Genomic DNA, 13,712 nt, shown 5'->3' on the forward strand with positions numbered 1-13,712 from the left:
ATATCCTATCGTAAAACTATAAACACAAAAAACTGAAAACATGAAAAAAGTAATTCTAAGTTCCATTTTAATGATCGCCCTTGCTTTCTCCTTCACATCGTGTAGAGATGCTGCCGATAAAGCAAAAGAGGCCACCGAAGCCGCCGCCGATGCTGCCGATGAAGCTGCCGATGCCACCGAGGGGGCAATGGAAAAAGCAGGTGATGCCATGGAGAGTGCCGCGGAAGCTACAGAGGAAGCTGCCGAGGGCGCCATGGAAAAAGCCGGAGAGGCTATGGATGATGCCAAAGAAGCTACCGATAATGCCGTAGAAGGAGTTAAGGATGCCGCCGGTGAAGCTGCAGATAAGGCCAAAGAAGCTGGGAATCAGGTAAAAGATGCCGCCAAGGATGCTGCGGACAAGGCAAAGGAAGCCGTAAAGAATTAACGAAACGTCAAATCTTTAAAATCCCCGGCAGCATTTAGCTACCGGGGATTTTTTATCCCTTTATTTTTTCCAATTCCTCTTTTAGGAGCGCAACTAGAAACTATAGCCCAAGCCGACTATCAGATTACTACCCGGCGCCGTAATTCCCGATGAGTAGGTACGATAGCGTTGATTCGTAATGTTTTCAAGACTCAGGGTTGCCCTTAACGTATTGGAAACATTGTATTGGGAACGAAAATTAAGGGTGTACCAAGAGGGCGAATACGGATTTCCATTCGTATCGACCGCATAGATAAATTCCTTGTTTCTTTCCGATAGGGCCAAATCCTCAAAAGGGATTTCCCCGTTATAGTTAACAAATAGGTCTGCCTTAAGCCGCTGGTTTTTCCACATGATATGAAAATCGCCAAAAGTCGGCGCCACGTGCCTGCCGGGCGAATCGGTGCCATTATCTTCTTCCTCGACGCCTTCGGTAAGGGTCAGGTTGGCCGCAAGGGATAGGTTATCGGTTAAAAACGCATCCAATCCAAACTCAAAGCCATACACGTAGGCCTTTGCCGCATTTTGTATCGCCTGTACATTGCTTAATTCACCATTATATTCGATCTGCGACTGGCCATTGAACAGAAAATCGCGCCGTACTAGGGCATCGACCAAATAGGTGTAGAAAGTGGCTCCTTTGACGACTACCCGGTCCTTGAAATTCTTTTGTAAGCCTAGTTCCGTAGTATAGGCGTATTCAGGTTCCAAATCTGGATTAGGAACGACCACTGATCCGGGCTCGGAATCAAATATTTTGCCGACATCGTCGATGTTCGGGGCACGAAAACCGGTAGAGCCATTCCAGGTAATTTGCCAATTGACCCAAGGAAACCAGCTCATACCCAAACTTCCGGTCAAGGCACCATTGTTCAAATTCGCATTATCAAAAGGAAAGGGATAAAAAGTCTTGTCAAAAACGGCGTCTATCCACACATGGCTATACCGTACTCCCGATAACAAGGTTAAATTCGGCTTTGCCTTGTACTCTCCAGTAACATATCCTGCCAGTGTTTGCCAGGTAGATCCATCAGGATAACGGGATGCCGCCGAAGAAACAAGATTGGTCTCAATATTCCTTTTACTTCCTTCGGAGCCTATTTTGTTCAATACGTATTCGGTACCATAGTACAACTTCAAATCCCCTATTTTTTTATTTTCAAAGTCGATATTCATCGATAGCGCATTCACGCTTTCTTTGGTGGTAAATAGATCGAGATCATTAAAACTTCGGTTATTCCTGCTTTCCTCAAAGAATTGATAGGCAGTCGTGACCCGAAGACCGTCATAGAACTTTCCCTTTCCCTTTTTTTCAATCTGTAGATTTGAAAGAAGCCATTTTTGGGGACCGTAAAACCATTCTGCAGACCGAAGACCGTCTCCCTCCGCATCCGGACGAATCAACCGGTCATATCGAGAGTAATCGGAGGTCTCCGAATAATGGGTGTTGAATTTAAAAAGCCAATCGCTGTTCGGCTTAAAGGTGATTTTTTGCATGAGATTGATTTGGTCGTATCCTGTGGGGAGCTGCTTTCTGGGGTCTGAATTGGACACCAGCCGATCTTCGCCATTCAACCTCACGACGTAGTTATTTCTCAAATAGCTGTCAGGGCCATGTTCGCCCATCATCAAATCGCCAAAACCATTGTAGGTTACACTGGTCAGCGACGCCCACTTCTTATTGCCTATATTTAAATCCAAATGCCCTGTATTCTCGTCATTTGCAGAAGAAAACCGATAATTCGCATTTCCGGAAACCTCTAGGCTATCAATGGTCGAAAACTGTGGTTTTTTGGTATAGAAGTTCATGACCCCACCCATGGCATCGCTCCCATAGATGACGGAGCCCGGACCAAAAATTACCTCGGTATTACGTACCGTATAGGGATCTATTGAAATCACGTTTTGAAGATTACCGCCGCGAAAGATGGCATTGTTCATTCTGACCCCATCTACAGAAAGCAATAGTCGGTTGGTTGAAAAACCCCGAATCATCGGACTGCCCCCTCCCAACTGACTTTTTTGCACAAAGACCTTTCCACTACTTTGCAGCAAGTCAGCGGAGGTTTGCGGGTTATTAAAGGCTATTTCCCTGGAGTCGATAGAGGCTATTTTCTGGGGAACGTCTTTCTTTTGTTGTTCCCATTTCGAGACGGACATTACCACCTCGTCCAACTGTTGTGCTTTCATGACCATGTATACGCGCCCTCCTTGCCTGTTTATCTGGCCGGGAGTTGTCTTTCTTATCTGATAACCGATATGCTTAAAGGTTATACGTTCACTTCGTGCAAAGACAGAAAGGTCGCACTTACCGTCCAAATCGGACAAAGCAGTCTTCGACTTGTCAAAGTTATAAATCGCGACGTTAGAAATGGGCTCTTCTGTATCCGCGTCCAAAACAGTAATTTGTTGGCCGTAGACAGACTGAAAAAAAAGAAAAACTAATGCGTAAAGTATCCGCTGCATATACTAGCTAAAAACTTCATTCAAAATGGCCAGGGATTTAGGTTTTCGAAACCCCTGCAAATGTAATTCAAAATAGAGGACAAGGGATTTCAAAAGATCTTGTCGGCTGGCCTTTGTCATCCTAACGGTATGTATCCCATCAAAATTTATGCCCAAGAAGGTTTTGAAATAGGTTAAGTTTTCACCTATAAGAATAGGGTTCAATGAGGGAGTATCCGTAAATTCCCCTTCGTGCAAATCGAAACTAGAAGCCTCAATCCGATTCGTGTCGGGATAGAAACCCAAATATTTGGTGAGTTCCAACAAGAAGTAGATATGAAAGTTGGCAATATTGTCGTGGGTATCCATCCATTGTAACGAAGCTTCCAAGAAATCGAACAACCCTTGATTGCGCTCCTCTTCATGAATACTATTTCCCAACATCTCTGCCAAGAAAAGGGTCATTGCATTCTTGGCCATGTCGGCATGCAGTGTCCGATATGGGTGGACAACCCTAGCATCCCGAATGCTTTCCAGAGTGCCTCTGTTACGATGGGTGGCTGCCAGCTCCAATTGGGTAAGGGGTTGAAAGAGTGCTGTTTTCAGTTTTCCCCGCTTAGATGCCAAGATACCTTTGAGCATATAGCTTTTCAAACCATCCGAAGCCGTGAATGCCTTGACAATAAGACTGGTATCACCGTATTTAATAGCGGAAAACACAATTGCACGGGTGGTCACCTGCATGACTTTATGATGGTTTGGGACAAAGATAGCGTGAAAAAAAACGAAAAACGAAGTACGGGGTACGAAGGAAAAAAACCGTTTACAACGACATGTTCGAATATTTGAATCCAAGACCGGTCGGCCCTAAAAGTTGGTTAATCCGTTAACAATAGCCATGGTTATGCTCTTGAAAACTAAAAAACCTGATCGGTCTAATAGACCGGTCAGGTTTTCCCTACCTCTTGTTGTCAATGTCTTACCTTAAATAACTCCTTGCGCAAGCATGGCGTCGGCTACTTTGACGAAACCAGCTATGTTTGCACCCTTTACATAGTTGCAATAGCCGTCTTCTTCCTCACCGTATTCGATACATGACTCATGGATATCTTCCATAATTCCTTTCAAACGCTCATCAACCTCCTCACGTGTCCAGCTAATCCTTAAGGAGTTCTGTGACATCTCCAGACCGGAGGTCGCCACACCTCCCGCGTTGGAAGCCTTCCCGGGGGCAAACAAAATCTTGGCGTCGTGAAACGCGTGCACGGCGTCGGCCGTACAGGGCATATTGGCTCCTTCCGCAACGCAGAAGCAACCGTTGTCCAACAAGTTCTTTGCGTCTTTTTCATGCAACTCGTTTTGGGTAGCACAGGGCAAGGCGATATCGCATTTTACATCCCATGGCGTTTTTCCCTTGTGGAATTTTGCCGACGAATATTTTTCAGCGTATTCGGAAATTCGACCTCTTTTGTTGTTCTTCAAATCCATTACATAGGCTAATTTTTCCTCGTCGATCCCTTCCTCGTCATAGATATAGCCACCGGAATCGGAGAGGGTAACCACTTTGCCCCCAAGTTGCAATACTTTTTCTGCGGCGTATTGCGCAACATTCCCAGATCCGGAAATAACAACCGTTTTCCCATCAACATCTTCATCCCTGGTTTTAAGCATACTTTGCGCAAAGTATACGGTTCCGTAACCAGTTGCTTCAGGGCGTATCTTAGAGCCACCCCAAGAAAGCCCCTTACCGGTTAGTACCCCGGTAAACTCATTGCGTATTCTCTTATACATACCGAAAAGAAAACCGATTTCCCGGGCCCCCACCCCTATATCACCGGCGGGCACATCAGTGTTCGGACCGATATGACGACAGAGCTCGGTCATAAATGCATGACAAAAACGCATTACCTCATCATCCGATTTGCCTTTGGGATCAAAATCGGAACCACCTTTGCCCCCACCCATAGGAAGGGTGGTAAGACTGTTCTTGAACACCTGTTCAAAGGCGAGAAACTTTAAAATACTGGCATTCACAGACGGATGAAAACGCAACCCTCCTTTGTACGGTCCGATGGCGGAGTTCATTTGTATACGGTATCCCCGGTTTACATGTATTTCACCATCATCGTCTACCCACGCCACGCGAAAAGAGATCAATCGCTCTGGCTCCACCATTCGCAATAAAATGTTCTTACCGTTGTATATTTCATTCTGCGCGATGTAGGGAATCACCGTTTCGGCTACTTCCTGAACGGCCTGTATGAATTCGGGCTCATGACCATTTCGGGTCTTGACCTCCTCCATAAATCCATCGATTTTTGCTTGCATTTTTGCGTCCATAGAGTATTAGGAATAAGTTTTTTTATTGAATTAAAAATATAACGGCAAAAATATACTATTCCTATAATTTAAAACCGCTTTTTTTAAAAATATGACAAAACGTTATCCGATAGCCTGTTCTAAGTCGGCAATCAAATCCCGAATATCCTCAATACCAACGCTCAAACGTATCAAAGAATCAACCACCCCGCTTTTCTCACGCTCTTCCTTGGGGATGCTCGCATGGGTCATACTGGCGGGATGACCGGCCAAACTCTCCACCCCACCCAACGATTCTGCAAGGGTGAACAGCTTCAATTTTTCCACTATTTTTATGGCTTCATCATAATTACTGCCTTTCGGCACGAACGAAATCATCCCCCCAAAATCACTCATCTGACTCTTGGCGATATCGTGATTGGGATGATTTTCGAATCCTGGCCAGTATACCTTTTCTATTTTGGGGTTGCCCGCGAGGTATTCGGCTACCGCCTTCCCGTTTTCGCAGTGGCGCTGCATACGCACGTGTAAGGTCTTTATTCCTCTAAGAACCAAAAAGCTATCCATTGGACCACATACGGCACCGCTTGCGTTTTGAAGAAAATAAAGCTTGTCGGCCAAATCCTTGTCCCTTACTACCAAGGCTCCTACCACCACATCGCTGTGGCCTCCCAGATATTTCGTCGCCGAGTGCATTACGATATCGGCGCCAAGATCTAAAGGGGTCTGTAAATAGGGAGTGGCAAAAGTGTTATCGACAGCCAAAAGCAACCGGTACTTTTTCGCCAATTTCGAGATTGCACGGATATCGATGACATTCATCATCGGATTCGTCGGGGTTTCTGTCCAGATGAGCTTGGTATTCCCATTAATGTATTCCTCAATGGTGTGGACGTTCTGCATCCCAATAAAATGAAAACGGATACCAAATTTTTCGAACACTTGTTTGAATAATCGATAGCTTCCACCATATAAATCATTTGTTGAGACTACCTCATCACCTGGATTCAGCAACTTGATGACCGCATCGATAGCTGCCAAGCCACTGGCAAAGGCCAAGCCATAATTTCCATTTTCAATACTGGCCAATGACTTCTCCAATGCGGTTCTGGTGGGGTTGGCACTTCGAGAATATTCGTAGCCTTGATGGCCGCCCGGAGTACTCTGTGCATAGGTCGATGTTTGATAGATAGGTGGCATGACTGCCCCATAGGCCTTATCGGGTTCCTGCCCTCCGTGAATAGCCTTGCTATTGAATTTTAACTTTTTTTCGCTCATCTTGTATAATTATTGCTGCAAATGTATCGTTATCTTTGGACGCATACAATACTCGCCCCTCGAGTGCATCATGCCCCAATAAAACCGAAAGCCATGCCTATGAAGTCTTCCATGACTTATGTACTTCTTTTTTTATTGCTCATTGGTTGTAAGAAAACGGAAAAACTTACTTTCGAACCTTTGATGGTCAATGAGAATGAATGTGCTGAGTGCACCAAGGTCTCTATCGTCGTTCCCAAGCCTCTTGACAGAACCAGGCTGGCAAATACTATCAACGCCACCCTCGAGGAAGAAATCATCGCCCTCTTGTCTTTTGACGATGAAGTGGAAGTCACCTCCATGGACGAAGCGATTCAATCGTTTAGCCAGGGTTATCAGAAAATGAGAGACCTTTTTGAAGATGAAACCACTCCTTGGGAAGCAAAAATAGAAGGTACCATTACCTATGAAGATACCGAGCACTTAACTATCGAAATGAATTCGTACATCTTTACTGGTGGTGCCCATGGGTACAGTATCAACCAGTTTTTAAACTTTGATAAACAAAAAGGTAGGGAGCTAGAAAATTGGGAGTTGTTCAAAAACCAACAGGATTTTGAAGAATTCGCGGAAACGAAATTCCGGGAACAGGAGGCAATCCCCGAGAACGCATCAATCAACCATACCGGACTCATGTTTGAAAGGGATAGCTTTTATTTGCCCGACAACATTGGCTTCACCGAACAGGGAATCAAACTACTTTACAACCCGTACGAAGTGGCTTCCTATTCCGACGGGGCCATTAGCCTCGTGTTGCCCTTTGAAGAGGTAAAACCTTATCTGGCCAATCGGATAAAGTCGTAAGCTTATGATTTTACCGCTTTCTGCAATGCGAATACCGCCCCCAAATGCAGGCCTTCGTGAAAGGTATTGAAAGCAATCGCATCCTCCACATTTTCTAAAGTCACGTTCAAGCTAGTGGTATATGAATCAAATTTCTTGAACAAGGCTGAGTCATAATCCTCTTTCACCCACTCTGCGGTAGACATCAGAAAATTGCTAATTTCCTTGATTTCCTCCTCCGTTATGGTCCCATCGGGCACGGTTCCCTTTTTAAATCGTTCGATATAGCTCTCGGGAATACGAACTTGTAATCCGCTCATTTTATAAACCAGCAGTTGCTGGGTAACTACCACATGGGCGATATTCCACCAAATGTTATTTCGAAAGCCCTTGGGAATTTTAAGTAAGTCTTCCTTGGAGGTGCCTGCTAATATTTTATGAAGTAACCTTCGATTCTTAAGGGTAATGTCGAATAGTTTTTGCATCAAGGTGATTTTTTTTGGGAGGATAAAAATAGGGCTTTTAATGGGAATTGGGTTTCTTTGTTGTTAAATAAACTTGGTTAAAGAAACACTCCCCAGCATGAAGAAAATATATTACCTCAGCACCTGTGATACCTGTCAACGAATCCTCAAGGAGTGGGAGCCGTTAGACGGTGTTACGTTACAAGACATTAAGAACGAAGCCATGACCGAGTCCCAAGTAGACGAAATGAAAACCCTTGCAGGCAATTATGAGCCCTTGTTTAGTAAACGAGCCAGGTTGTACCGCGAAAAAGGGTTGCACGAAAAGCAGCTTTCCGAAACGGAGTATAAAAACTTGATTCTGGACCACTACACCTTTTTAAAGCGTCCGGTACTATTGGTCGATGACCAAATATTTATTGGGAACAGCAAAAAGGTCGTTGAGGCCGCCAAGCAAGCCCTTCATTCTTGAGCAAGCGAACGCTCGCCATATTTGCGGCCATAGGGGCCACCACCATCTATGGAATCAATCATACGATCGCCAAAGGGGTCATGCCCGATCATGTGCAGCCCTTTGGGTTTATCATGCTTAGGGTCATAGGCGCGGCAGTGCTTTTCTGGGCCGTATCCATTTTTGGCCCCAAGGAAAAAATCGACAAAAAAGACTATTTGCGAATGGTTGTCTGTGCGTTGTTGGGTATGGGCTTTAATATGCTGGTCTTTTTCAAGGGGTTGGCACTTTCGACCCCGATTAACAGCTCGGTATTGGTTACTACCACCCCAATCATTGTGCTGATCCTATCGGCCATACTCATTAAAGAAAAAATACTTCCCCAAAAAATAGTGGGTATCGCCATCGGACTCATAGGCGCCTTGGGTCTCATTCTGTTCGGGGCCGAAATACGGCAAGATGCCCCCAATATTCCCTTGGGTAATTTTTTGATCTTGATGAATTCCGTTTTTTACGGATCCTACCTGATCGTGGCCAAGACCTTGATTGCCAAATACCACCCGTTTACCTTTATGAAATGGTTGTTTACCTTGGGTATTTTCATCTGTCTTCCACTTGGTTACCAGGAGTTAATAGAAATTCGATGGGGTCAACTCCCCCTTGGCGCTCTTTGGAGCATCATCTTCGTAATTATTGGAACCACCTTTTGCACCTATCTCTTCAACATATTCGCACTTACCCAGTTGAAGGCCTCTACCCTAAGTGCCTTTGTATATGTACAGCCACTGTTCGGTATACTCTTTGCTATCGCCACCGGACAGGATAGGTTAACCTCTGTCAAAATCTTGGCGGCCTGTTTGGTCTTGTTGGGGGTGTATTTGGCGAGTAGAAGGTCTCAATCAAGGGTATCATAGATGGTTTGTATCGTACCCATCTTCCCTCCTCTAAAAAGGATAACGACACTAGGTGATTTCTATAGTCTATAGATCTCTTTTCGAACCAATCCCATTAAATCCATGTGTTTTTCCTCCCGCATCAAACGGCGGTAATTTTTTCTGTCAAGTTTGTCCACCAAATTCCAAAGGGCTAGGTTCATTTCAGCATGTTCGGTAAAAAACCCGACCATATCGAAAATGCGGGGTGAGGCATCCGCGGTGAAATACTTGTCGTAGCCGTACTCCTTTGCATAGAACAGAAACTCCACAGTATGCAAAAAGTTACGGGAGCCAGAGATCAAGTCCCAATCAAAATTAAAATCGTTGTCATTGGTGTGCAGGTAATAATCGGTACCCGTCTCCTCACACAGGGCAATGACCTGGGCCGGATTTTCCTTTGCCAACAGGGCATGCCCGAAATCGATCGTGACCCCTGTAGCCGAATTGCCGACCTCCTTCAAAAACAAAATGGTTTTGGCACAATTGTCCAGCTGCGCATGCACCCGTGTCTCATTGATTTTGTATTCGATAAACAAAGGGATTTCTTGTAGATAATCGGCGGCCTCCGCTACCGACTCCACCATATTCCTCCATGCCTTGGGGTAATCTACCTGAAAAAGATTATCATACCCATCTGACAATGGACAACAGGTTACCAAAGGAGCCCCTACGGCTTTGGCATATTCCTTTGCCTTTTTAATAATCTCGATGGCCCCTTTTCTCAAATCGGAATCGGGTCGCGACAAGGCCCCTGGCACCCATTGGGTCTCTTTTTTGATATTGGCATTGACCGCGGCGAAGTTCAAACCCCTATCATCGAACATTTTTTTGGTGGCATCAGCCTCCTCTGTTTCGTAAGGATACACGATTTCCACCCCGTCGACACCGGGAATCTTTACGACCAAATCCAATCGCTCTTCTAGGGAGGTTGGTTGTTGGTATTCTGAAAAACGATCTTGGGTCCGTCCCAAGAATGCTGTGATGATGCTCTGTTTCATTTTGTGTTTTTAAATTTTGAGGATGTCCAACAAGTCCTTTTGTCGGATATGTCAGGCTAGGCTTTTTCGAAACCGATTCTTGATTGGTAACAGCCTAGAGTATTGCAACAGACTCAATATAACATTTGACCATACTTTTTGGACATCTTTTTTATCAACTATTTTACTTCCTTAACATCTATTAATTCCAGCTTCTGTTGACAATATCTGTACTATTTATCGAAAGCTTCCTTTAAGTTGGGACGCTACGGCAACTATCCCTCGATAACGGTATCCCTTACCACTTGGGGGTCAGTGAACCGGTCCATCAGATCCGTCACCTTGGTCGAGAACGAATACATGACGGCGCCCCGTTCCCCGGCCTGAAACCAATGTTTGGTACCTGGGGGTAATATCAATTGGTCTCCGGGATTGATAACCACTTCGTTACGCATGGTATAACAAAGGTCTTTCCCTTCAACGATAAATCCCTTTTCCAATGTGTCCTCACCGGGAATATAAAAGGTAAGGTCGCCCCAAATACCCCGAATGACTTCCTCTTTCCCAGGGTCATCGCCCACCGGCGGATGCCAATGCTCCGGTTCGGTCTGATAGGGCAGCAACACCAAAATCTTCGCCGCCATACGGTCTGTATCGAAGAGCGTTAAAATCTGTACTCCTTCCTTTTTGATATCGCTTAGGCCAAAGTCTGCGGCAGTGATATTTTTCTTATCGGTCTCGGTCAAGTAAATACCGGCGGCCTCGATCATCTCGATAGACCGTTGGCACACTTCCTTGAAATCTTTTTTTGTGATCATCTATACTTAAGGCCTTAAATTCTACGTATCCTTTTTAATACTACAGCTACGGTCATATCCTGTTAAAACATGCTCCCCTTACCCCCTCCAGCAGCGGCATAATTTAATTCGCCTTCGTCTACGCTTGAGATTTTCACTGATTTCTTCTCCTTATTCCTTTCTCCTTATACCCCAAGCCTTTTTCAGCGCTCAATGGTTATTTCCAAAGGGTTTTGAGGCTTTACCGCCATCCATACAAATATCGCCAATACATTCAAACCCGCTGCCAGATAGAAAAAAGGCACTTCCGAGCCTGTCACATCCAGTAAATAGGGAAAAGCCAAAGCTGTCAAGAACGACCCAATATTTCCGGCCATGTTCATGGTGCCGCTCACGGCGCCCGAGAACTGCTTCCCTACATCGACACAGGCAGACCACGACGGACTCAAGGTCATATCGGCCCCAAAAACGGCCATAGAGATAAAAACAATTGCAGGTGTCACTTCCTCCATATACACACTGGCTACAATACCTGTTGACGCAAGAAGGAATCCGATAATGGCCGGTATCTTGCGCGAGAGGGCCCATTTGTTCCTTTTGTAGATCAAATCGACCAGAAATCCTGAAAACCAATTGCCCAGGGCACCAAAAATCAAGGGTGCCGAAGCATAAAACCCCGCTTCCAATGCATCCAAATTGTATGTAACCTTCAAGTGGGGAAACAACCAGGTCAAACAGAAAAAAAAGGTAAAATTACTAGCAAAATATTGGCCCATCAGCAACCACATGGTCTTTGATTTGAAAAGCTTGCTAAAATCGATCTGGGCATTTTTTTCCTCCCCTACCGTCCGATTGGTATTCGATTGGATATAGGCGACCTCGACCCCCGACATCCCTCTATGGTCCTCCGGATTATCCCGGAACCAAATATACCAGACCAAACCCCAGAGCAATCCGACACCTCCCAGAATTACGAAGGTCAGCCGCCATCCTACCGCATCGATCAGCCAAGCGACCATGGGAAGCGCAAAAGCGGCCCCGATGCGTCCGCCTGAAAAATTGATGCCGTTTACGATACCGCGCTCCTGTAAGGGAATCCAGCTATAAATGGCTCTTGCCATTCCCGGGAACGCCCCTGCTTCACCAGCCCCGAACAAAAACCGCACCACCATCAATACGGCATAATTCCAAACGGCTCCGGTAAGGGCGGTGAAAAGCGACCAAAGGGCCACCACCGCTGTCAAAACCTTTCGAGGACCGTATTTGTCCGCCAAGAGTCCGGCCGGGGTCTGGAACAAGGCATAGCCCAGGGCGAAAATGCTCATGGCCCAACCCATTTGTTTGTCGGAGAGTTGCAGCGATTCGGCTACGGGGTCTTTGGCCACGGAGAGCAATATACGATCGAACAAGACGATCATGGCCAACAGGAAGGTACCGAAGACCATTTTGAAACGGACAGGAAATAGCGGTGGTTTGTTGATTGGCTCAGCTTGCATCCAACTAAAGATAATTAAAACTCGGTTGCCCAAGATACCCAGAACCCATCGAATCGGAAAAGCGAATTTTGTCTTTTGCGCATCGGAAAAAAAGGGAGTCACAGGCTGCGAAAGACGTAACTAGGAGAGCATGATCTTCTCTCCAGTCTCGGCCGATTGGTTGATGGCCTCTACAATGGCTATGTCTTTCATTCCATCGGTACCGGGGACCATCACAGGACGGTCTTCCAAAATGGCCAGGGCATCATCGTCCATTTGGCGGGCTTGTTGGTTTTCGATAAAGGTGTTCAACAGTTTGCCATCACTGGCCTTTCCACCCACGCCGTTGTACGATTGGAAGGGCGATAGTTGGTACCATCCGTTCTCGCAATCGGCCCGTAAAATGTTGATGCTTTCCCTGCCCGTGGTTCGGCCATGGGCAGCTATCCCATCGGGAAACTCCAAATCGAATAGGGTCGTTTCCGGTACTTCCCGGTAGACTTCCGGTCGGGTATTCTCAAACTTCCCTATTACCGACAAGGGTTCCGTTCCCGTCGTATAACGCATGGCGTTGATGGAATATACGCCGACGTCGTAGAGGAGGCCGCCCCCTAATTCCTTGTCCATTCGCCATGTGTCACCGGGGTTCCTGATATTAAAACCGACTTCGGCCCGCACTTTTTGAATCTTCCCATAGGGTTGTGTTTTGGCCCATTTTATTACGGTTTGGGTATTCGGTTCGTGCTGCATGCGATAGCCGATGGAGAGTTTTACGTTGTTTTTGTCACAGGCATCGATGATCGACTGGCATTCGGCTACCGTTTTCGCCATGGGTTTTTCGCACCATACATTTTTTCCGGTATTCGCTGCCTTAATGGCATATTCGGCATGCAATCCGGTAGGCAATACGATGTAGATGACATCGATATCGGGATTATTGGCAATCTCCCCCATGGTATCGTAGTTGTACACGTTTTTGTCTAGAATATCATAACGTTTTTGCCAAATGGGAATCTTATGGGGACTGCCCGTGACTATTCCCCGAAGTTCGCAATGTTGGGTCAGTTGCAGGGCCGGGGCCAATTGATTGCTACTATAGCTTCCCAGGCCCACCAAACAAACACCTAGTTTTTTGTTTTGGGAAGTGCAACTAAAAGCATAGTGCGGCAAGATGAGGCTACCCGCAGTACCCCATCCGATTTTTTCCATGAACGTTCTTCTGTCGAGCATGTCGATTCTTTTTTGCTATAATGGTTCTCACGTTCAAATTAAGTATAATTTTA

13 protein-coding genes are annotated in these 13,712 nt (G+C 45.8%); 4 read left to right on the plus strand and 9 right to left on the minus strand.

Translation table 11 applies throughout. The features are described from left to right. The first annotated feature begins 40 nt into the window (after nucleotides 1-40). Entirely contained in the window at nucleotides 41-427 is a 387-nt protein-coding gene (locus FK220_RS05650) for a hypothetical protein (protein ID WP_238718905.1), read from the plus strand. Nucleotides 428-520: 93 nt separating this feature from the next. On the opposite strand, the gene FK220_RS05655 is transcribed toward FK220_RS05650, so the two are convergent. The 4 genes from FK220_RS05655 to FK220_RS05670 all read right to left on the minus strand — a co-directional run bounded on the left by FK220_RS05655 (nucleotide 521) and on the right by FK220_RS05670 (nucleotide 6,508). Then, on the minus strand, nucleotides 521-2,863 hold the full coding sequence (locus FK220_RS05655; protein WP_394352410.1) for a TonB-dependent receptor: 2,343 nt from the start codon (nucleotides 2,861-2,863) through the stop codon (nucleotides 521-523). Nucleotides 2,864-2,935: 72 nt separating this feature from the next. Then, nucleotides 2,936-3,655, minus strand: a complete 720-nt coding sequence (recO, locus tag FK220_RS05660; RefSeq protein ID WP_152573286.1) for a DNA repair protein RecO — start codon at nucleotides 3,653-3,655, stop codon at nucleotides 2,936-2,938. A gap of 240 nt (nucleotides 3,656-3,895) precedes the next feature. Beyond that, nucleotides 3,896-5,239, minus strand: a complete 1,344-nt coding sequence (gene gdhA / locus FK220_RS05665; protein ID WP_152573287.1) for an NADP-specific glutamate dehydrogenase — start codon at nucleotides 5,237-5,239, stop codon at nucleotides 3,896-3,898. Nucleotides 5,240-5,353: 114 nt separating this feature from the next. Then, the gene (locus FK220_RS05670) at nucleotides 5,354-6,508 is read right to left on the minus strand and encodes a cystathionine gamma-synthase (protein ID WP_152573288.1); all 1,155 of its coding nucleotides are present in this window, start codon (nucleotides 6,506-6,508) and stop codon (nucleotides 5,354-5,356) included. 99 nt (nucleotides 6,509-6,607) lie between these two features. Between FK220_RS05670 and FK220_RS05675 the strand changes: the two genes are divergently transcribed. Beyond that, complete coding sequence (locus tag FK220_RS05675; RefSeq protein WP_152573289.1) at nucleotides 6,608-7,351, plus strand: DUF3298 and DUF4163 domain-containing protein; 744 nt, start codon at nucleotides 6,608-6,610, stop codon at nucleotides 7,349-7,351. A 2-nt stretch (nucleotides 7,352-7,353) separates the two neighbouring features. On the opposite strand, the gene FK220_RS05680 is transcribed toward FK220_RS05675, so the two are convergent. Beyond that, nucleotides 7,354-7,815, minus strand: a complete 462-nt coding sequence (locus tag FK220_RS05680; protein WP_152573290.1) for a DinB family protein — start codon at nucleotides 7,813-7,815, stop codon at nucleotides 7,354-7,356. 97 nt (nucleotides 7,816-7,912) lie between these two features. Here FK220_RS05680 and FK220_RS05685 point away from each other — a divergent pair, with 97 nt between their 5' ends. After that, nucleotides 7,913-8,266, plus strand: coding sequence for an arsenate reductase family protein (locus tag FK220_RS05685; protein ID WP_152573291.1), 354 nt, complete (start codon nucleotides 7,913-7,915; stop codon nucleotides 8,264-8,266). Further along, complete coding sequence (locus FK220_RS05690) at nucleotides 8,263-9,159, plus strand: DMT family transporter (protein ID WP_152573292.1); 897 nt, start codon at nucleotides 8,263-8,265, stop codon at nucleotides 9,157-9,159. Before FK220_RS05685 ends, FK220_RS05690 begins: the two co-directional genes overlap by 4 nt. A 59-nt stretch (nucleotides 9,160-9,218) precedes the next feature. Here the strand turns inward: FK220_RS05690 and FK220_RS05695 are convergent, their stop codons facing one another. The 4 genes from FK220_RS05695 to FK220_RS05710 form a co-directional block, all read right to left on the minus strand. Continuing rightward, nucleotides 9,219-10,178, minus strand: a complete 960-nt coding sequence (locus FK220_RS05695) for a sugar phosphate isomerase/epimerase family protein (RefSeq protein ID WP_152573293.1) — start codon at nucleotides 10,176-10,178, stop codon at nucleotides 9,219-9,221. Nucleotides 10,179-10,432: 254 nt separating this feature from the next. Beyond that, nucleotides 10,433-10,975: a cupin domain-containing protein gene (locus tag FK220_RS05700; RefSeq protein WP_238718906.1), complete on the minus strand. Its 543-nt coding sequence runs from the start codon at nucleotides 10,973-10,975 to the stop codon at nucleotides 10,433-10,435. A gap of 182 nt (nucleotides 10,976-11,157) precedes the next feature. Then, nucleotides 11,158-12,450, minus strand: coding sequence for an MFS transporter (locus FK220_RS05705; protein WP_152573294.1), 1,293 nt, complete (start codon nucleotides 12,448-12,450; stop codon nucleotides 11,158-11,160). 120 nt (nucleotides 12,451-12,570) lie between these two features. Next, complete coding sequence (locus FK220_RS05710) at nucleotides 12,571-13,659, minus strand: Gfo/Idh/MocA family protein (RefSeq protein WP_152573295.1); 1,089 nt, start codon at nucleotides 13,657-13,659, stop codon at nucleotides 12,571-12,573. Nucleotides 13,660-13,712 lie beyond the last annotated feature (53 nt).

The organism is Pelagihabitans pacificus, from assembly GCF_009371985.2.
In the GTDB taxonomy this organism is placed as follows: domain Bacteria; phylum Bacteroidota; class Bacteroidia; order Flavobacteriales; family Flavobacteriaceae; genus Pelagihabitans; species Pelagihabitans pacificus.

Excerpts from the sequence above, each read along its gene's own strand:
- FK220_RS05705 (WP_152573294.1), bottom strand. The coding sequence starts at position 12,450 with ATGCAAGCTGAGCCAATCAACAAACCACCGCTATTTCCTGTCCGTTTC.
- FK220_RS05680 (WP_152573290.1), bottom strand. The coding sequence starts at position 7,815 with ATGCAAAAACTATTCGACATTACCCTTAAGAATCGAAGGTTACTTCAT.
- FK220_RS05700 (WP_238718906.1), bottom strand. The coding sequence starts at position 10,975 with ATGATCACAAAAAAAGATTTCAAGGAAGTGTGCCAACGGTCTATCGAG.
- FK220_RS05710 (WP_152573295.1), bottom strand. The coding sequence starts at position 13,659 with ATGCTCGACAGAAGAACGTTCATGGAAAAAATCGGATGGGGTACTGCG.
- FK220_RS05670 (WP_152573288.1), bottom strand. The coding sequence starts at position 6,508 with ATGAGCGAAAAAAAGTTAAAATTCAATAGCAAGGCTATTCACGGAGGG.
- FK220_RS05675 (WP_152573289.1), top strand. The coding sequence starts at position 6,608 with ATGAAGTCTTCCATGACTTATGTACTTCTTTTTTTATTGCTCATTGGT.
- FK220_RS05695 (WP_152573293.1), bottom strand. The coding sequence starts at position 10,178 with ATGAAACAGAGCATCATCACAGCATTCTTGGGACGGACCCAAGATCGT.
- FK220_RS05685 (WP_152573291.1), top strand. The coding sequence starts at position 7,913 with ATGAAGAAAATATATTACCTCAGCACCTGTGATACCTGTCAACGAATC.
- gdhA (WP_152573287.1), bottom strand. The coding sequence starts at position 5,239 with ATGCAAGCAAAAATCGATGGATTTATGGAGGAGGTCAAGACCCGAAAT.
- FK220_RS05650 (WP_238718905.1), top strand. The coding sequence starts at position 41 with ATGAAAAAAGTAATTCTAAGTTCCATTTTAATGATCGCCCTTGCTTTC.
- recO (WP_152573286.1), bottom strand. The coding sequence starts at position 3,655 with ATGCAGGTGACCACCCGTGCAATTGTGTTTTCCGCTATTAAATACGGT.